This window comes from Bacillus sp. B28 (assembly GCF_029536185.1).
GTDB lineage: Bacteria > Bacillota > Bacilli > Bacillales > Bacillaceae > Bacillus > Bacillus halotolerans.
Genome location: NZ_CP120511.1, coordinates 2,170,284 through 2,189,760 on the forward strand (window position 1 = coordinate 2,170,284; position 19,477 = coordinate 2,189,760).

A 19,477-nucleotide genomic window follows, 5' to 3' on the forward strand; every position below is an offset into this window, starting at 1 on the left:
GGATGTCTTTTTTAATCGTGTCTTGTATGATGGATCATTTGCTGAAGCACATCTAAAACATGCTCATCCTCGGGAGAATAGTAGATTGATGTTCCTTCTCTGCGCGATTTCACGAGCCGTAGATTTTTTAAAAACCTGAGCTGATGGGATACTGTTGATTGCAGTAAATTCAGTTTCTCAGCGATCCCGTTCACAGCATGTTCACCCTGAGAAAGCAAATGGAGAATTCTGATTCTCGTAGGATCAGAAAGCGCTTTGAAGGTTTGTGCGACCAGAAATAAAGTTTCTTCGTCCAAATCGGTCACCGTTTCATTCGCACGGTCCGTTTCTCGAAATTCTGTCATGTGTCTCACCTTTCTTATTTCATAGTTTTATCTTATAACAAATGTCCTTTCATGCAAACCTGTCTCTTCTTGTTCCAATTTAATCTCATAGTTTAAATTTATGTTTCAAATCAGGTTTTCACTTGGTCTGGTATACGTTCTGTGTCATAATGAAAAAGTCATACTGCTGCAAACATTGAGGGTGAAACACAGTGAAGAAAAAGAGAAAAGGCTGTTTCGCTGCTGCGGGTTTTATGATGATTTCTGTCTTTGTCATGGCCTCTTTTTTATTGGTCCTGCTTTTGTTCAACCGCGATTTAATCAAAAAACTTCCGATTGACACGAAAACAATTGTCCTCGAACGTTTAACTGATTATAAACCGCTGGTTGAGGACGAGCTTGAAAATCGGGGACTCTCCAATTACACATCGCTGATACTCGGCATGATGTATCAGGAGTCAAAAGGAAAAGGCAATGATCCGATGCAGTCCTCTGAATCTCTAGGGTTAAAGCGTAATGAGATAACAGACCCTCAACTCAGTATTAAACAAGGCATCAAGCAATTTACCCTCATGTACAAAACCGGTAAAGAAAAAGGTGTGGATTTGGATACGATTATTCAAAGCTACAACATGGGGGCAGGTTATATTGATTTTGTAGCTGAACATGGAGGAACGCATACTGAGGAATTGGCAAAACAATACTCCGAGCAGCAAGTCGAAAAAAATCCCGGGCTCTATACTTGCGGAGGAAATGAAAACAATTTCCGTTATCCGTATTGCTACGGTGATTACACGTACGCGGAAAAAGTAAAAGAAAAAACGAAAACTGTTGAAAAATCTTTACAAGTTGCAACACTTGAAACCATGGAATCAACGGCTCATTAAAGGAGCCTGTCAATTTACTGACAAAGCCCAAAACGATATTTGGGCTTTTGTTATGTTTACAAACCTCAAAAAAGCCATACAAAGTATGGCTTTTAATAATACGGTGATATCATCAAATATACAATAACGCCTGTAAGGCTGACATACAGCCACAGCGGCATTGTCCATCTGGCAATTTTTTTATGGCGCTCAACCTGCATGCTGAAGCCTCTGATCAGCGTAAACAGCGCAAGCGGCACGATGATTGCAGAAAGGCAGATATGCGTAATTAAGATAAAGAAGTAAATCGGACGCATAATACCTTCTCCGCCATACAGCGTATTCTCCGCAATCGAATGGTATGTGACATAGCAAATCAAAAACAATAATGTTGTCGTAAAAGCAGCTAAAATAAAGCGTTTATGCGCCTTAATGTTTTTTTGTTTAATCATAATCAGTGCCGCCAATAAGAAGATAAACGTAAAGCTGTTGAATATCGCATTCAGCATCGGCAAAATGTGAATATTCGCATGGCTGAACTGATCTAATTTGGGCATAAAAAACAGCACTGCGATTAAACCGTTAATCAGAACTGTCAGTGTAAGGACAATTCCAGTATAATTTTTCGGTTTATTTTCTGTTTGATTCATTTGGTGACCTCTCCTAATTTGTACTGGCTATCCAAATCGTATGCAAATTCAACAGAGATGTCAACGTTTTCGATGGCTTCGTCAGAAATTAGACACACTTCAGAAGGCCGGTGCATTAAAAGCACCAGCCTTTTGGTTTATGCCTCTTGCATTAAATGATCAACAACCTTATGTTCATTTTCATTCAGCAAATTTTTTTGGATTTTCGAGTGAATGGGCTTGGTCATATGCTGATCAAGGATGTCAGCCGTTTCTTTATCACCGGCAATGATCATCCGCTCCCATTTTTTTGCCGCGGCCTTTTGGTCGAGGTTGGCCGCCAGCCGCTTGTACAGTCTCGTTTGATTCTCCGTTACATGATTCTTCAGCTGTTCCTCTTCTAATGAAGCCGATGCGGTTTTAGAAGACTGGCTGCTCTCCCATGATTCATTGATTACGTCATATTCATAATGTTCCACTGCTTCAATTTTGCCTAAAACGGTTTCTATAATTTTCACTTCATTTTGCTGCGTTAAAATAAAAGCCGTGCTTGGATACGTTTTGCGCAAATTCTCCAGCTGATCAAGTACAGCTGTCTCTTCCCAGTAAAATTTTGTTTCAACAGGAATTTGAAGCCTGATCGCTTCCCATATACCGCTATTCGTAACAAAAAACACGAGGCTGCGCGGCATGTTTTTTCCTATTCCGTTAAGGTGCTGATAGATTTTATCCGTGATTGCATTCAGACACTTTTCTTCCTCCGGGTCACTTGCTGCCAGATATTCTTTTAATCTGCCGAACCCCGACTTAAGGGCAATTTTCCATTCTCCCCCTTGCTGCTCTGGATCCCTCATATCTGTGTTGAGATATAACGAGAGAATTTTGTCCGGGGGTTCCAATTGGACATAACGCAATTTCTTAATCAATGAATCAATCGGCATTCATACTCCTCCTTTTGCAACGGGTTACTTTTCTTTTTCCTCTCTTAAAACCAATCAAACCTTCCTTGCACTAAATTCTAGCAATTATGGATTTATCATTTACAAACGCCTCTTCTATCTACTACAATTGGTTACTGTGTTTCTAACTATTTTTTGAAAAGGGGTTTGATTTTGATTACCACTAAGGAAAAAAACCGCCAAGAGCTTGAAGAAGAGCTGAATCATTTAGAATTTCAAATTTATCGCATGCAGGAAAATATAAAGGATCTATCGAAAGATGCCAGAGTGCTTGGTATTGATCAATCGAAAGATGAAGATTGGATGATTGTTTCCTCGATTGATGATGGCCAAACATGCAAAATTATGCTCACAGATTGTGAATCAGCTTATAGAGGGAAAAGCTGCTTTTCACTTGTAGCATCCTATCAGGACGATGCCATTCATATTGGGGATATTAAAGGACCTCCGAATTACGGCTTCGGTTCTATTTGTATGAAATATTTAAAAGATATTGCCAGAGACTGCAATATCCCAAAAGTCACCGGCGATATAGCCAAACGGGATTGGAATCATGTGGACAGACTCATTCATTTTTATGAAAAGCATCAATTTGAAGTATCCATTGACTACGATACACAATCAGGAAGCATTAAATGGACGGATTTCTAAAAAAGTCTGGAAGAATATGCCGAGATATGCTGTAATGGTGTAAAACTGTTTAGGAGGACCTGAAGAGTGTTTGCACCCAAACTGAAACCGGGAGACGAAATTCGAATTGTGTCTCCCGCCACCAGCATGTCCGTATTAACAGATGAAGCAAAGTTGCACGCAAAAACGACATTAGAACGATTGGGTTTTCGGGTGACCATTGCTGAACACGCAGAGGAATTAAACGAATTCCAGTCATCCTCTATCGAATCAAGAGTAAGTGATCTGCACAGCGCCTTTTTTGATCCCAACGTCAAAGCTATTTTAACAACACTCGGCGGATTCAACAGCAATCAGCTGCTGCGTTATCTTGATTACGAGAAAATCAAACAGAATCCAAAAATTCTTTGCGGCTATTCCGATATTACGGCTCTCGCCAATGCTATTTATCAAAAAACCGGTCTCGTTACATATTCAGGCCCCCACTTTTCTACATTTGCAATGAAAAAAGGCTTGGACTATATAAAAGATTATTTTCTGGCTTGCTGCGCTTCGGATGAAGCCTTTGAAATCCTGCCATCACAAGAGTGGAGTGATGATCAATGGTTTTCAGATCAAGAAAACAGGCACTTTCACCCTCATTCCGGTCCTATTGTGATCCAGGATGGTTATGCTGAAGGCACATTGATTGGCGGCAACCTGTGTACACTTAATTTGCTGCAGGGCACGGAGTATTTTCCTGAAACAGAAAATACAATTTTACTGATTGAAGATGATTATATGTCAGACGCAAATATGTTTGACCGCGATTTACAATCGCTCATCCACCTCCCTTCTTTTTCAAATGTAAAGGGGATATTGATCGGCAGGTTCCAAAAAGCATCAAACGTATCAATAGATCATGTAAAAGCCATGATTAGATCAAAAAAAGAATTATCCGGCCTCCCCGTCATCGCAAACATAAATGCCGGGCATACCTCTCCAATTGCCACGTTCCCTATAGGGGGAACATGCAGGATTGAAGCTGATTCGGGCAAATCACGAATATGGATCGACAAGCATTAATCAGCTTACTGCACGAGGGCATATGACAAGTGTCATATATGATGCATGATGTGTGCTACTACAAAGGACTCCTCTCATTAGCGTATACTTAACCGAGACACACAATGAGAGGATACTTACTATGACTGAAAAAACCATTGCCCATAAACAAAAACTGCTGACAAAGCAAGTCGCTGCTTTTGCTCAGCCCGAAACAAAAAACAGTCTGATTCAGCTTTTAAACACGTTTATTCCTTTCTTCGGACTGTGGTTTCTTGCTTATTTCAGCCTCAATGTCTCCTATCTTCTTACTTTAGCTTTAACAGTGATTGCCGCAGGGTTTTTAACCAGAATTTTCATTATCTTTCATGACTGCTGCCATCAATCATTTTTCAAACAAAAGCGCTATAACCATATTCTCGGTTTTCTGACAGGTGTTCTGACTTTATTCCCTTACCTTCAATGGCAGCACAGCCATTCGATTCATCACGCGACCAGCAGCAACCTGGATAAACGCGGAACAGGCGACATCTGGCTGTTAACGGTAAACGAATATAAAGCCGCACCTAGACGCACAAAACTTGCATACAGACTTTATAGAAATCCGTTTATCATGTTTATTCTCGGACCAATTTATGTTTTTCTGATCACCAACCGTTTTAACAAAAAAGGCGCAAGACGTAAGGAGCGTGTGAACACGTACCTTACAAACCTGGCAATTGTGTCATTGGCTGCTGTTTGCTGCCTGATCTTTGGCTGGCAATCGTTTTTGCTGGTGCAAGGCCCTATCTTTCTGATCTCAGGTTCAATCGGCGTGTGGCTGTTTTATGTACAGCATACATTTGAAGACTCTTATTTTGAAGCAGATGAAAACTGGAGCTACGTTCAGGCCGCTGTGGAAGGCAGTTCATTTTATAAACTCCCGAAACTCCTTCAATGGCTGACAGGCAATATCGGTTACCACCACGTTCACCATTTGAGCCCAAAGGTCCCCAACTATAAGCTTGAAGTTGCTCATGAACATCACGAACCATTAAAAAACGTACCGACAATCACCTTAAAAACAAGCCTGCAATCACTCGCATTCCGGCTTTGGGATGAAGACAAAAAACAATTTGTGTCATTTCGGGATATCAAACAAATATCTTTCCGCCTTCCGCCTGATTCAACAGAAAAACAGAAGCTGCGGAAGAACGCCTGACAATTAGGAGGTCTTCTTATACAACAAGAAGGCTTCCTTTTTATTGTTCGGTGGTGCAATCTGGCTTTCACAATGGTAAAGTTACATTTAAGATGAAAAGCTGAAAATGAGGTTATATCATGATCAAAAAGCATTTTACATTTCAAAAACTAAGCGGGATCACGCCTTATATATGGACGATATTTTTCATCCTGCCCTTCTACTTTATATTTAAATCAACTTCTACAGTTGTTATTATCGTCGGAATTATTTTGACGCTTTTATTTTTTTCAGTTTATCGATTTGCTTTTGTCTCAAAAGGCTGGGCCATTTATTTGTGGGCGTTTCTGCTAATCGGCATTTCAACAGCCTCCATTACGCTGTTCAGTTATATTTATTTTGCTTTTTTTATCGCGTATTTTATTGGAAACATAAAAGAACGCGTCCCTTTCCACATTTTATATTACGTACATTTAATAAGCGCAGCCGTCGCAGCGAATTTCAGTCTTGTGTTAAAAAAGGAATTCTTTCTGACACAAATTCCTTTTGTAGTCATTACCCTCATCAGTGCAATTTTATTGCCGTTCAGTATCAGAAGCCGCAAGGAGCGCGAACGGCTGGAAGAAAAACTTGAATTTGCAAATGAACGGATTGCCGATTTGGTAAAATTAGAAGAAAGGCAGCGAATTGCCCGCGATCTCCACGATACGCTTGGTCAAAAGCTTTCTCTTATCGGTTTAAAAAGCGACTTGGCGAGAAAATTAATATACAAAGATCCTGAACAAGCAACGCGTGAGCTGAAAAGTGTTCAGCAAACAGCGAGAACTTCTTTAAATGAAGTAAGAAAAATCGTATCCTCTATGAAAGGCATCCGGCTCAAGGATGAAATCATAAACATCAAACAAATTCTCGAAGCAGCTGACATTACATTTATCTACGAAGATGAGAAAATGCCCGAAAATATCTCATTGCTTAATGAAAACATTTTGAGCATGTGCTTAAAGGAAGCTGTCACAAATGTCGTGAAACACAGTCAGGCTAAAACATGCCGAGTTGATATTCAGGAGCTCTGGAAGGAAGTTGTTATTACAGTGTCTGACGATGGAACATTTCAAGGAAGAGACACGTGCTTTTCAAAAGGACATGGCTTACTCGGTATGAGAGAGCGTCTTGAATTTGCAAACGGGAGCCTTCACATCGACACCAAAAACGGAACCAAGCTTACCATGACGATTCCTAATAACTCAAAATAAACAAAAAGGATGGCTTACATGATTAGTATATTTATTGCGGAAGATCAGCAAATGCTGCTGGGCGCTTTAGGGTCACTATTAAACTTAGAAGACGATATGAAAGTTGTCGGCAAAGGAACAACCGGACAGGATGCTGTCGAATTCGCAAAAAAACATCAGCCCGATGTATGCATTATGGACATTGAAATGCCCGGAAAGACAGGGCTTGAAGCTGCTGAGGAATTAAAGGATACAGATTGCAAAATTATTATCTTAACCACTTTTGCCCGCCCCGGCTACTTTCAGAGAGCCATTAAAGCCGGCGTTAAAGGCTATTTGTTGAAGGACAGTCCGAGTGAAGAGCTCGCGAGCGCCATCCGAAGCGTCATGAACGGAAAGCGTATCTACGCACCTGAGCTGATGGAGGATATGTATAGCGAGGCCAACCCTCTCACAGATAGAGAAAAAGAAGTGCTCGAACTTGTGGCTGACGGAAAAAACACAAAAGAAATCGCCCAAGAACTCAGCATTAAAAGCGGGACGGTGCGAAATTATATCTCTATGATTCTAGAAAAGCTTGAAGTGAAAAACCGTATAGAAGCCATTACGCGTTCAAAGGAAAAAGGGTGGTTTAAGTAAAAGAGGATCTTGGCATATGTCCAAGATCCTCTTTTGTTCATCTGCTACTCCCCACGCTGAAAACAGGAGATATGTTGCCGTTCCAAGAATGAAAATAACACATGACGCCAGCTTGACGTGCTTCCATGGTGTAATATCAACCTGCGGGTCATAATCAGGCTTGTATTCAATTTTGGAACCGCAGCAAATGCCGGTACTCTTTTCGTAAAGAAACCACGAGGACATTAAAGAACCTGATCATCTCTAGAAGATTGTATACTGGAAGGCATATCACACGGCTTTCATAGACAGAAGAAAAGAGGAGTAAACACACGATCTACTCCTCTAATTAGTTTCTTACCCCTTCACTTCTTCATAGTCTGGTGTTTTCTTTGATAAACCAAGGCGTCATTTTCGCCGTTCATTGTTCATTGGCATATCATCCACCTCTTGATGATAGCTGTATAGCTCTATGGCGCGTATAAAACAAATGGTGCGATGACATGGATACAATCCCGAGGGCTGCAACAAAAATGCGCCCTGATTTGACAATTTCACCTTCACCATCATCTGGCTTGAACATTGGCTTGTATATATTTAATGTAAACGAGGTAACTGTACTGTTTACAGCCCCACTGAAAGAGCTTAAAATCACCCTGAATAAAATAGCGGCAAAAACACCATTAAGCGACGCTGGCAATAAGTCGACGATCTCGAGGGTATACAGTGGCAGCATCTCTATTCCGAAGCCATACAAATGAAAAGGCAGTCACTCCCGGAACTACTATATAATACACTCCGATCAGTTTAAAAACCTGCTAAAAAAGCCCCTGTCCTTCATCTGAATGTTTAGCGCCTAACGCACGCTAAACAAATTGCATGTTCATAAATACAGGTGATTCAACTAATAAACCTGTTAAAATCGTCGGCCAGGATACATCTGCCGAATTACAAATATCGATTTTATGTAATGCAGTCAGTCTTGCAATTCCGCTCTCAAAGCTGCCATCTTCGACTGCAAGAACGCCGAGAACCACAAAAAAAAAAATCGTCTAAAATTAAATCAATTCCGTATATCACATCTGCTAAAAGCAGCTGCGATCAGCCCCCCAAAAAATGTAGCAGTCGTTACGCAATAATGAAGGAAATCAGCTAAACCGTCATGAACGTGCTGATGCCAAACGTCTCCGTAAAGCGGAAGACAAGAGCCTTGAATACAGCATTGTTGCTGGAATGAAACAGCATAACCTATGATCAAATCGCTGCTCCAAAAAATCAGGTATCGCCATGACTCCTGTTTTTAAGTAACGCGGGCGGCGCACTTGCTTCCCAAGACATGCTGTCATAGAGCCCGCGTAGCTTTGTCCATTTAACCCGGCCATCAGCTCAGTTGATAAATTCGTTATAAAAGAGAGCTTTCAATATATAAAACAGTGAGGCTCCTCCCCTAAGAAATAAGGTTAGAGTATGAACGATACAATAATCATAGCAAAAACCAACAACACCTTCCGCAAAGACAGTAGATGACAGGAGCAGGAGCGTTTACCTTCGATTTATCGAAATCAGAAGGAGCACAATTTTTCTTTTATTAGCATATTATGTTTTACGTCTCTAAAAAACAAAAAAAGGACACGAGCTTAGAGCTACATGTCCTTTATCTTCATCTATTCTATTAATTTAACACTTTTACACTTACTGTTCTGACGCCCCAATTATGTGCATCACTTTTGTTTGGTACAAATACGTCAATTTTATTTCCTTTTATTGCGCCGCCAGTGTCTGCTGCTGTTGCTTCTCCATAACCTTCAACATAGACTTTAGAACCTAGCGGAATCACGTTTGGATCAACCGCAATAACTTTAGCATTCGGGTTCTTGTTTAAGTCGATGCCTGTTGCTGTAACGCCGGAAATGCCGCCGTCGTTAGCAGAGTAAGCAGTAGCAGTAACAGTTAGTTCTTTTGCCGCTTCTTGTTGATTTGTATTAGATTCAACAGCCTTTTCTTCTGTTTTAACAGAAGTTTCTGCTGCAGCCTTTGTTTCTTGTTTTGGTTGCTGTTGAACAGCTTCTTGTTTAGGTTGCTCTTTTTGCACAGCCTCTTGTTTTGTTTCAGTTTGAGGTGCGCTTGTTTGCGCATTCTCAGTCACTGTGTTTGCTGCTGTTGCCTGACCTTTTACTGAAAGTGCAGATCCAGCATAGATCATGTCAGAGCTTAAGTTATTCCAAACTTTCAGGTTGTTAACTGTCGTACCGAATTTTTGAGCAATCTTAGAAAGCGTATCTCCCGCTTTAATTGTATATTGCCCAGAAGTGGTTGTTTCTTCTGAAGAAATGGTCAGTTTTTCTCCCGTAATGATTGTATCAGAAGTTAACTTGTTCCATTCTTTTAGGTCCTTTAGGTTCACTCCGTTTTTCTGAGAGATCCCCCAGAGCGTATCACCCTTTTGCACCGTGATTTCTTTTGCAGAAGCATGAGCTCCGAATGCAGTTGTTGAAAGTGCTGCAACTGCTACAAAGGACATAATCGTCTTCTTCATAAGTAAATCCTCCCTTGTTAGCTTTTTATTGGCGGCTAACAGGTGATATCGTAACACATGTAAATGTCAAATCAATAACAAAAAGATATGATTTAGATTACAGTTCCTTTACATGAAGGATTTCTCTCTGTTGGAAAGTCTTACTGAACCCTTGATGTAATAGGCTTTTCAAGTCTTTTAAGTTCGAGTCAAAAAAAAGAAAAGAAAATGTGTTTTTCAAAGAAAAAAAGGTTGATTTATGCTTTTTTTGAGTCTGTCACCTGTACATAAGCTTGTATTTCTTCTAAAAAAAGCCGGCCATATTTTGCTCTTTTTTGTTCTCCGACTCCTTTTACAGACAAAAGTTCCTCATCATTTACAGGCTGTTTTCCAGACATATCTTTAAGCGTCTGATCAGAAAAAACGACAAAAGGCGGAACGCCCTGCTCTGCTGCAATTTGCTTGCGTAAGGTGCGCAGCCGTTCAAACAGCGCGTCATTTTCTGTAATGGCTTCTGCTTTTAATGCTTCTTTTCTCGCTACTGATAATTCGCCTCTCAGCACATTTCTCCCTTTTCCGCTTACAAAAAGAGTCGGAAATGTTCCATCTGACATCCTAATAAATTCGTCAGCAATCAGAAATTCAATGAAGTCGCTGATTTCACCAACTGATTGGTGCTTTAATATTCCGTATGTTGAAAGGCTGCTAAAACCGTTTTCGAGCACTTTTTTATTTTTTGATCCAGCGAGCACCTGAGCAACCATCGTCTTCCCAAAACGTTCATTCATGCGAATGATACACGATAAGACCATTTGTGCTTCTCTCGTCACGTCATGGGCTGTTCTTGTATCTGTGCAGTTTCCGCACTGTCCGCAGGCTTCAGCTTCCTTTTCTCCGAAATACATCAGAATAAATCGCTGCAAACAATCTTCCGTATGGCAGTAGTCAACCATTTGCCGCAGTTTTTTCAAGTCCTGCTTTTGCTTCTCTTCATTTTCCGATTGCTCGATTAAAAAGCGCTGCACCATAATATCCTGCGGAGAAAATAAAAGCACACATTCACTGTCGAGGCCATCCCTGCCAGCTCGTCCCGCCTCCTGATAGTAGCTTTCCATATCTTTCGGGATTTGTGCATGAAGAACAAACCTGATATTTGATTTATCGATGCCCATGCCGAAAGCAGATGTGGCAACCATGACCTGCAGCTCATCGTTCAGAAACCTTTCCTGCTGTTCTTTTCTGACTTCGTCCTGTAAGCCCCCGTGATACCGCCCTGCGCTGATCTGATTTCGTTTTAATCGCTCATATATCCGATCTGCTTCTTTTCTTGTCGCCGTATAGACAATGCCTGCTTCATGTTTGTTTCTTTTTACATACTCTTCAATAAAACGATCTTTGTTTTCCCCCTTTGCAACTTTTAAAGTCAGATTGTCACGGGAGAAACCGGTATACACCGTGTTTTCTTTTTGAATATGCAGCTGGCTGCATATATCATCATGCACCTCAGGTGTTGCTGTTGCCGTTAATGCCATGATGACGGGTTTGTCATTTAACTCACGAAACAGAATTTCAATGTTTCTGTAGCTTGGCCTGAAATCATGGCCCCATTGAGAAATACAGTGCGCTTCATCTATTGCTACTAGAGGAACGTCAATGCTTTGCAAAATACGAATAAATTCTGTTGACGTTAACCGCTCTGGTGTAATGTAAAAAAGCTTATAAGCTCCTTCTTTCAGCCCGTTCAGCCTTTCATATATCTCTTGATTGGTTTGCGTGCTGTTGATGTAAGCAGCTCTGATTCCCGCTTCTTCAAGAGCATCAACCTGATCCTTCATTAAGGAAATTAACGGTGAAATGACAATAGTTGTTCCTTCAAGTATCAATGCCGGAATTTGATAGCAAATTGATTTCCCCCCGCCTGTCGGCATGATGCAGGCCGTGTTTTGTCTCGCTTCTGTCACCGAACGGATGGCTTCCTCCTGCCCTCTGCGCAGCTTTTCATAACCGAAATAATGCGCCAAAAGAGATTGGGCTTTATGTAACATAACGTGTAACCCTCGCTTTTCCTTCAATTTCTCCCATCATATCACAAAAAATAACCCTGCATTTCTTCTCAAATGGAAATTGAATTTTCGATACTTTTTCAGATAAAATAAAAAGCCATTTCCATAAAGGAAATGGCTTTCGCTACATCTTGCCGTATGCAAGTAAGAAAGTTTTAAACCACCACTCCTCAAAGTGGGTGTTTGCAGAAACGTTCCTGTCGTCCTCTACAATGGAGGCATGACATTCCGGCTTCGATATAAAACTCCCTATTACAGCTTAAAGGTTAAAACTTAATTAACAATACGTACAAAGTAGCTTCTTTTATATAGTACACCATCGGACATATTTTATCAAGGGGCAGATCAATTGTTCAGAAAAACTTTTTTCCGTCCATAAAACTGTTTTTTCGTTAATATATCTAATGATTCGACAAACAAAAAATATATTACAATAAAAAACGGCGCTTTTTAACGGCAAGAAGTCATCACTTTCTTCTATATAATATGTACACGCAAAAAAACTCCTATCTCACGGATAGGAGTCTTCATTCATTAAAATTTAACAGCAAGCTCTTTCGCTTCTTGTAAACCTTTTTCAACAATTTCTTGTGCTTTATCAGGCGCTGCGTTATGTCCCTCAATGACAACTGTGTGTAAGTCTTGAACACCCCAGAAACCAAGAACTGTTTTCATGAAGTTTAATGACATTTCTAGTGAAGCCATTGGTCCTTCTGAATAAACGCCGCCTCGCGCGTTAAGAAGTGCAACTTTTTTGCCGCCCATTAAACCAACTGGTCCTTCTTGTGTGTATTTGAATGTAACGCCTGCGCGAGACAGGTAATCTACATAAGTATGAAGCACTGCTGGCACTGTAAAGTTCCAAAGCGGGAATGCGAATACCACTTTATCAGCTTTTACAAATTGGTTCAGATATTTGTCAGCTGTTGCAGCTTGTTTTTTCTCTTCCTCAGTCATTTCCATACCTTGACCTGCTTTAAATGTTCCGTTAATCATATCTCTTCCAAGGTAAGGAAGGTTTTCTTTATGAAGATCTAATTCAATCACTTCATCATTAGGGTTGTTTTCTTTATATGCAGCTAGAAATGCTTCGTATAGTTTAACTGAAACACCTTCTTCAGCTGTACGGTCACTTGATTTTACAAATAAAACTGTAGACATTTGTATTCCTCCCGGTAAACTTTTTATATTAACTTACAAATAGTATGTTACTTTCTTTTTTATGCAAAGTCAATCACTTTATTTCGAATATGAGATTTTTTCATAAAAAAAAGCAAGTACACTTCATATCGGTGTACTTGCTTGCCATTTTCAGTTTGAATCCTGCTCACGATCTAAAATCTCATACGTTTGAGAGCTTTTTTGATCAATTGTTTCTTTATTAGATAGATCTTTGACCTGTTCATGAAACTCCCTTTCGAATGACGGAGCATCCGTTTCCAATTCATCCTCTATATCAGCTTGGGCTTCCACTGTCATTCTTGCGTACGGAACAGCTTCCAATCTTTCGTATGGAATGTCTTGACCAGTTTTTTCACAAATGCCGTACGTTCCGTCTTTTATCTTTTGTAAAGCGTGATTAACTTCCTCCAAAAGCTCCCGGTCTATTTCTTTTACCGTTTGGTCTGTCATGCGGTCTGTTACAAGTGTTCCGTGGTCAGCCATATGGTTATCGACCCCATTAGACAGCTCTCCTACTTCTTCAGTCATTGATTGTGTTTTCTTTTTTTCGCCAGACAATTCTTTTTGCATATCAAGCAATTTATGGTAGAGATGCTGAGTTTGTTCTTTAGTCAGTGCCATGTATATCCTCTCCTTTTTTTCTCTGTTCCCCGTTTTGAATACTGACAAACCAAAAAAGCGTTTTTATGGCACAAAAAAAGCCAAACCATTCTTTGGAGACGGCTGGCCTCAGTCAGTTTATTCAGCTGCATAAATACTTTGTCAGCACCGCTTGCACTTCGCTTAAATCGGTATCTTTCGCAAATTCTAATTCAAAGGTTTTGCTTCTTGTCATTAATAAAAGTCCAGTATCGGGATCAAACATTCCCGCCTCTTGAATGGCAAAGCTTTCAATCGTTTTATATGGAAGAAATACACGTACCTTCTTTTTAGAAAACACCTTATTATCAAAGAAAATGATACGTTTGTTTGTAAAGCAAATTTGGTCAACCCGGAGCTTATAAATCGATTCTATTCTTTCCCCTTCAACGAGCAAAGCTTCAAGCTTCTTTGCGTCAGTTGATCTGCTAACAGAAAAAATACCCAATGAAGAACCCCTCTTTCTGCATTTATCTATTTTTCTTATGACGAGATTACATTAAATAAAATAAGTCCTTTATCCCTATATAAGAATACGACATAGAAGACATTTAAACCATTACGAACAGATTACATTTTTCAAATTTTTGATTTGTTTCTTGTCTTTTGAATTGTTGTCATCATGTAGTACGCACCAAAAGAGAAAAAAGTTTCATTTTCCGTAAATATTTTTTGAAAAATGAGTTTTTTAACGTTTCTTTTGTGTATCTGTTTTATTTTCCCTTTTTGAATCAAAGAAGAACCGCAGCTTAGCTGCGGTTCTTTGCATAACCATCCGTATCTTCAATTGTACATCTTCTGTTTCTTCTTAAATCAGGAATTCAATCGGTGATTATACCTCTTCAAAATATTCTTTATAATAACCGCCGATTTTATTTGTATTATCGACGACAAACAGAAATTCCTCTGTTTCATTCTTCACTTCATATTCTTTCCCTGGAGTTAATACGCGATTTACAATGTATTTTTTTGCGTTTGTCTGAACACACTTTACTTTTTTAATGGTTTCTTTTTCAAGCCAATTTTTATGTATCATGGTGAAATCTCCTTTACTTGTCTATAAGCCTATTGTAGCTTTTTTCTTTTGTAAATTGCAATATCGGTTATTCATTGATTTTGTCTTGTTTTCTAGTATAGAATGTTTGTATACGCTTACTTCCGCAGTAACGATCACAGCTAATTCCTGCTCTTCAATGAAGCAATATCCATTCTATCACCAAGAATCTCAGAACAGACCATAAAAATGACTGGAGGTTTGTTACGAATGAGTTCTTTAACGATGCAAGTGAGTAAAAGGCTGGAGACATTTTTACAGGGAACAAAGAAGCTTTATATTGATGGAAAGTTTGTTCCGAGTGCCTCAGGGGCAACCTTTGACACGCCCAACCCGGCGACAGGCGAAACCTTAATGACGCTGTATGAAGCCCAGGCAGAGGATGTGGACAAAGCCGTTAAAGCTGCCCGCAAAGCCTTTGATCAAGGCGAGTGGAGAACAATGTCTCCAGCATCGAGAAGCAGACTGATGTATAAGCTGGCAGATTTAATGGAAGAGCATAAAACTGAGCTTGCTCAGCTTGAAACCCTTGATAACGGAAAACCAATAAACGAAACAACAAATGGAGATATTCCGCTGGCTATTGAGCATATGCGCTATTACGCCGGCTGGTGTACAAAAATAACAGGGCAGACAATCCCTGTTTCCGGCTCTTATTTTAATTACACACGCCATGAGCCTGTCGGCGTCGTCGGGCAAATCATCCCATGGAATTTCCCGCTTCTTATGGCGATGTGGAAAATGGGTGCGGCTCTTGCAACCGGCTGTACCATTGTGCTTAAGCCTGCTGAGCAAACCCCGCTTTCAGCTCTTTATTTGGCTGAGTTAATTGATAAAGCCGGTTTCCCTGACGGTGTCATCAATATCATTCCGGGATTCGGTGAGGATGCGGGAGAAGCACTTACCAACCATGAAGCGGTTGATAAAATTGCCTTTACCGGATCAACAGAAATCGGAAAGAAAATCATGGGCACGGCGGCAAAAAGCATTAAGCGGGTCACCCTGGAACTGGGCGGAAAATCACCTAATATTCTGCTCCCGGATGCGAATTTGAAAAAAGCCATTCCAGGCGCTTTAAACGGTGTCATGTTTAACCAAGGCCAAGTCTGCTGTGCGGGCTCACGCGTCTTTATTCATAAAGACCAGTATGATGAAGTTGTCAATGAGATGGTGTCTTATGCTGAATCACTCCGCCAAGGAGCCGGACTTCATAAAGATACCCAAATCGGCCCGCTCGTGAGCAAGGAGCAGCATGAACGCGTTCTTTCTTATATTCAAAAAGGGAAAGATGAAGGGGCTAAAGCTGTCACTGGCGGAAGCTGCCCTTATGAAGAAGGATACTTTGTCGCGCCGACTGTGTTTGCGAATGTGGAAGACGATATGACCATCGCTAAAGAAGAAATTTTCGGACCAGTCCTGACGGCCATACCATATGAAACAGTGGATGAAGTCATTGAACGAGCTAACCATTCTGAATACGGACTTGCTGCCGGACTATGGACCGAGAATGTAAAACAAGCCCATTATATCGCAGATCGTCTTCAAGCCGGCACTGTCTGGGTAAACTGCTATAATGTGTTTGACGCAGCTTCCCCATTCGGCGGTTATAAACAATCCGGACTCGGAAGAGAAATGGGCTCATATGCTCTAGATAACTACACAGAAGTCAAGAGTGTCTGGATTAATCTTGAGGACTAAAAGGTTTTTCAAAAAAACTGCTGCCAGCCAGCAGTTTTTTTCTTTCAGTAATGGCGGCAAAAGCAGATGAATATATATCTTCTGAAGGAGTTGAGCGGGATGAGCACACTTCAGGAGAAGGTGAGGCGTTATCAGCAAAACACCATCTCAGAGCTGAAAGATAGGCAAAATGATGACGGTTCTTGGACATTTTGCTTTGAAGGGCCAATCATGACGAATTCTTTTTTTATTCTGCTCCTCACCTCACTTGATGAAGGTGAAAATGAAAAAGAACTCATTTCGGCACTCGCAGCCGGCATTCGCGAAAATCAGCAGCCAGACGGAACGTTTAACAATTTTCCTGACGAAACAGGCGGCAATATAACAGCTACCGTCCAAGGATATGTCGGAATGCTGGCTTCAGGATGCTACCATCGAACTGATCCGCACATGAAAAAAGCTGAACAATTCATTGCTTCACATGGCGGCTTGAGAAATATTCATTTTATGACAAAATGGATGCTTGCAGCAAATGGCCTTTACCCTTGGCCCGCTTTATATTTGCCATTGTCGCTTTTAGCAATTCCCCCAACATTCCCGGTTCATTTTTATCAGTTCAGCACATATGCCCGTATACACTTTGCCCCGATGGCCGTAACACTCAATCAGCGATTCACACTAAAAAACCGCAAAATTCAATCTCTCCGCCACCTCGACCCGCACATGACAAAAAATCCTTTGACTTGGCTCCGTTCCGATGCTTTCGAGGAGAGAGACCTCTCTTCTGTTCTGACTCATTGGAAGCGCATTTTTCGTGCACCCTTTGCTCTTCAGGAACTGGGCTTACACACAGCTAAAACGTATATGCTTGACCGGATTGAAAAAGACGGCACACTGTACAGTTATGCAAGCGCCACAATATTTATGGTATACAGCCTTCTGTCACTTGGTGTGTCACGCCATTCACCGGTCATCCGAAGGGCAATAAATGGCATCAAAGCATTGGTGGCTGAATGCGGCGGCATTCCTTACTTAGAAAATTCCACATCCACTGTTTGGGATACTGCATTAATCACCTATGCGCTTCAGCAAAACGGCGTTGCCGAAACAGACGGTACAATGACAAAATCCGCTTCGTTTTTACAAAAGCGGCAGCATACCAAGATAGCAGATTGGTCTGTCAAAAATCCAAATGTATCTCCAGGCGGCTGGGGATTTTCAAATATCAACACGAATAACCCTGATTGTGACGACACCGCAGCCGTCTTAAAAGCAATTCCCCGCAACTTCTCTCCTTCTTCTTGGGAGCGAGGTGTGGCTTGGCTTTTATCGATGCAGAACAATGATGGAGGGTTTTCCGCCTTTGAAAAAAATGTGAACCACCCTCTTATCCGCCACCTCCCGCTTGAATCCGCCGAGGATGCGGCTGTTGATCCCTCAACCGCCGACCTTACCGGGCGGGTGCTGCACTTTTTAGGTGAAAAAGCCGGCTTTTCAGTAAAACATCACCACATTCAGCGTGCTGTGAACTGGCTTTTTGAAAACCAGGAACATAATGGATCTTGGTACGGACGATGGGGTGTTTGCTACATTTATGGCACATGGGCTGCCTTGACCGGTATGCACGCCTGCGGAGTTGTTCGAACACATCCTTCGATACAAAAGGCAATCCGGTGGCTCAAAACCGTACAAAATGATGACGGCAGCTGGGGTGAATCCTGCAAAAGCGCGGAGGTCAAAACCTATGTGCCGCTTAAAGAAGGAACCATTATACAAACTGCATGGGCTTTAGATGCTTTATTACAATTTGAAAAACCCAGTCATTCAGCAATTGTGAAAGGAATGAACTACCTCATGGACAACAGTTCTCATGACGGTAGAAGCTTGACTTATCCAGTGGGTATCGGGCTGCCAAAGCAATTTTATATTCGTTACCATAGTTACCCTTATGTGTTCCCTTTGCTGGCTGTCAGCAAGTATTTGAATTCTATTGAAAAGGAGACAGCAAATGAAACGTGAATCTTATCAAAACGAGATGTTCAATTGGTGTGAAGCCTTAAAAGATCAGATTCAAAAACGAGGACAGCTTGATCAATTTGAGGATCAAATCGAAAAGATGATTGAAGCGCTGGAGGATGACCAGACGACAGAAGAAGAGTGGTATCAGCAGGCCGCCACACTCTATCGTGATATTACACAATCAGAAGAAACAGGTGAAAGACGTGCCTTCGTTCCTATAGGAAAACATGTTCTCCCAAAGCTTCCGTACAAGTACTCCGCTTTAGAACCTTATATTTCACGTGATATTATGGTGCTTCATCATACAAAGCATCATCAAAGCTATGTTGACGGACTGAATAAGGCAGAATTGGCGCTTAAGAATGCCAGAGCTTCAAAGAACTATGACTTGATCACTCATTGGGAAAGAGAGCTGGCATTTCATGGAGCCGGCCATTATTTGCACAGTATTTTTTGGTTTTCTATGCATCCAAACGGAAAAAGACGTCCTACTGGAGCATTGTTTCAAATGATCGATCTTTCATTTGGAAGCTATTCGGCCTTTAAGGAGCATTTTACCCAAGCTGCAAAAAAAGTGGAGGGTGTCGGGTGGGCCATTCTTGTCTGGTCCCCTCGTTCCGGACGGCTTGAGATTTTAGCCGCAGAGAAGCACCAGCACTTCAGCCAGTGGGATGTTATCCCTCTTTTGCCGCTTGATGTATGGGAACATGCTTACTATTTGCAATATAAAAATGACCGCGGGAGCTATGTTGATCATTGGTGGAATGTAGTCGATTGGCGTGAAGCCGAAAAACGTTTTGAACAGGCAAAAGAAGTTGTATGGAAACTCTATTAAAAAAGCCCCCTT

At 41.1% G+C, this 19,477-nt stretch carries 20 protein-coding genes, 1 other RNA gene and 1 pseudogene; 9 read left to right on the top strand and 13 right to left on the bottom strand.

Annotation, left to right across the window (positions count from 1 at the left end):
* Positions 1-11: 11 nt before the first annotated feature.
* A complete protein-coding gene (gene czrA / locus P3L57_RS10415) occupies positions 12-344 on the bottom strand; it encodes a Zn(II)-responsive metalloregulatory transcriptional repressor CzrA (RefSeq protein ID WP_024121707.1) in 333 nt (110 codons plus the stop codon).
* A 191-nt stretch (positions 345-535) separates the two neighbouring features.
* Here czrA and P3L57_RS10420 point away from each other — a divergent pair, with 191 nt between their 5' ends.
* Positions 536-1,210 carry a lysozyme family protein gene (locus P3L57_RS10420; RefSeq protein ID WP_024121708.1) on the top strand — a complete coding sequence of 225 codons (675 nt, stop codon included), beginning with the start codon at positions 536-538 and terminating at the stop codon, positions 1,208-1,210.
* A 92-nt stretch (positions 1,211-1,302) separates the two neighbouring features.
* Here the strand turns inward: P3L57_RS10420 and P3L57_RS10425 are convergent, their stop codons facing one another.
* On the bottom strand, positions 1,303-1,839 hold the full coding sequence (locus tag P3L57_RS10425; protein ID WP_003231280.1) for a DUF420 domain-containing protein: 537 nt from the start codon (positions 1,837-1,839) through the stop codon (positions 1,303-1,305).
* Positions 1,840-1,976: 137 nt separating this feature from the next.
* The gene (locus P3L57_RS10430) at positions 1,977-2,759 is read right to left on the bottom strand and encodes a VLRF1 family aeRF1-type release factor (RefSeq protein ID WP_069487358.1); all 783 of its coding nucleotides are present in this window, start codon (positions 2,757-2,759) and stop codon (positions 1,977-1,979) included.
* A 171-nt stretch (positions 2,760-2,930) separates the two neighbouring features.
* On the opposite strand from P3L57_RS10430, the gene P3L57_RS10435 reads away from it, so the two are divergent.
* The 5 genes from P3L57_RS10435 (at position 2,931) to desR (ending at position 7,502) form a co-directional block, all read left to right on the top strand.
* Positions 2,931-3,428 (top strand): hypothetical protein, encoded by a 498-nt coding sequence (locus tag P3L57_RS10435; RefSeq protein ID WP_069487357.1) that lies wholly within the window; start codon positions 2,931-2,933, stop codon positions 3,426-3,428.
* 66 nt (positions 3,429-3,494) lie between these two features.
* Complete coding sequence (locus P3L57_RS10440; RefSeq protein ID WP_069487356.1) at positions 3,495-4,472, top strand: S66 family peptidase; 978 nt, start codon at positions 3,495-3,497, stop codon at positions 4,470-4,472.
* Between the two features lie 121 nt (positions 4,473-4,593).
* Positions 4,594-5,652, top strand: a complete 1,059-nt coding sequence (gene desA, locus P3L57_RS10445; protein WP_044155570.1) for a Delta(5) desaturase DesA — start codon at positions 4,594-4,596, stop codon at positions 5,650-5,652.
* A 119-nt stretch (positions 5,653-5,771) separates the two neighbouring features.
* The gene (gene desK, locus P3L57_RS10450; protein ID WP_044155565.1) at positions 5,772-6,884 is read left to right on the top strand and encodes a two-component sensor histidine kinase DesK; all 1,113 of its coding nucleotides are present in this window, start codon (positions 5,772-5,774) and stop codon (positions 6,882-6,884) included.
* An 18-nt stretch (positions 6,885-6,902) separates the two neighbouring features.
* The gene (gene desR / locus P3L57_RS10455) at positions 6,903-7,502 is read left to right on the top strand and encodes a two-component system response regulator DesR (protein WP_044155563.1); all 600 of its coding nucleotides are present in this window, start codon (positions 6,903-6,905) and stop codon (positions 7,500-7,502) included.
* 336 nt (positions 7,503-7,838) lie between these two features.
* On the opposite strand, the pseudogene P3L57_RS20750 reads toward desR, so the two are convergent.
* From P3L57_RS20750 to P3L57_RS10500, 10 genes and pseudogenes are all read right to left on the bottom strand, one after another.
* Positions 7,839-7,903, bottom strand: a pseudogene (locus P3L57_RS20750) (lipoprotein); the annotation flags it as partial.
* 17 nt (positions 7,904-7,920) lie between these two features.
* The gene (locus P3L57_RS10460; protein ID WP_229043067.1) at positions 7,921-8,217 is read right to left on the bottom strand and encodes a sodium:solute symporter family transporter; all 297 of its coding nucleotides are present in this window, start codon (positions 8,215-8,217) and stop codon (positions 7,921-7,923) included.
* 130 nt (positions 8,218-8,347) lie between these two features.
* Positions 8,348-8,518, bottom strand: a complete 171-nt coding sequence (locus P3L57_RS10465) for a hypothetical protein (RefSeq protein WP_254665054.1) — start codon at positions 8,516-8,518, stop codon at positions 8,348-8,350.
* Positions 8,519-9,153: 635 nt separating this feature from the next.
* Entirely contained in the window at positions 9,154-10,017 is an 864-nt protein-coding gene (locus P3L57_RS10470; protein ID WP_059293267.1) for a LysM peptidoglycan-binding and 3D domain-containing protein, read from the bottom strand.
* Positions 10,018-10,253: 236 nt separating this feature from the next.
* On the bottom strand, positions 10,254-12,041 hold the full coding sequence (recQ, locus tag P3L57_RS10475; protein ID WP_069487354.1) for a DNA helicase RecQ: 1,788 nt from the start codon (positions 12,039-12,041) through the stop codon (positions 10,254-10,256).
* Between the two features lie 135 nt (positions 12,042-12,176).
* Positions 12,177-12,363, bottom strand: a non-coding RNA gene (ssrS, locus tag P3L57_RS10480) — 6S RNA.
* A gap of 230 nt (positions 12,364-12,593) precedes the next feature.
* A complete protein-coding gene (azoJ, locus tag P3L57_RS10485; protein ID WP_024121718.1) occupies positions 12,594-13,220 on the bottom strand; it encodes an FMN-dependent NADH-azoreductase AzoJ in 627 nt (208 codons plus the stop codon).
* Positions 13,221-13,370: 150 nt separating this feature from the next.
* Positions 13,371-13,862, bottom strand: coding sequence for a TraR/DksA family transcriptional regulator (locus P3L57_RS10490; protein ID WP_069487353.1), 492 nt, complete (start codon positions 13,860-13,862; stop codon positions 13,371-13,373).
* A gap of 121 nt (positions 13,863-13,983) precedes the next feature.
* Positions 13,984-14,328, bottom strand: coding sequence for a PH domain-containing protein (locus P3L57_RS10495; RefSeq protein ID WP_024121720.1), 345 nt, complete (start codon positions 14,326-14,328; stop codon positions 13,984-13,986).
* Positions 14,329-14,712: 384 nt separating this feature from the next.
* Entirely contained in the window at positions 14,713-14,916 is a 204-nt protein-coding gene (locus P3L57_RS10500; RefSeq protein WP_024121722.1) for a DUF6501 family protein, read from the bottom strand.
* Positions 14,917-15,144: 228 nt separating this feature from the next.
* On the opposite strand from P3L57_RS10500, the gene dhaS reads away from it, so the two are divergent.
* From dhaS to P3L57_RS10515, 3 genes are all read left to right on the top strand, one after another.
* On the top strand, positions 15,145-16,632 hold the full coding sequence (dhaS, locus tag P3L57_RS10505; RefSeq protein ID WP_024121723.1) for an aldehyde dehydrogenase DhaS: 1,488 nt from the start codon (positions 15,145-15,147) through the stop codon (positions 16,630-16,632).
* A 99-nt stretch (positions 16,633-16,731) separates the two neighbouring features.
* A complete protein-coding gene (locus P3L57_RS10510; protein WP_069487352.1) occupies positions 16,732-18,630 on the top strand; it encodes a terpene cyclase/mutase family protein in 1,899 nt (632 codons plus the stop codon).
* Positions 18,620-19,465 carry a superoxide dismutase gene (locus tag P3L57_RS10515; protein WP_044155550.1) on the top strand — a complete coding sequence of 282 codons (846 nt, stop codon included), beginning with the start codon at positions 18,620-18,622 and terminating at the stop codon, positions 19,463-19,465. Before P3L57_RS10510 ends, P3L57_RS10515 begins: the two co-directional genes overlap by 11 nt.
* Positions 19,466-19,477 lie beyond the last annotated feature (12 nt).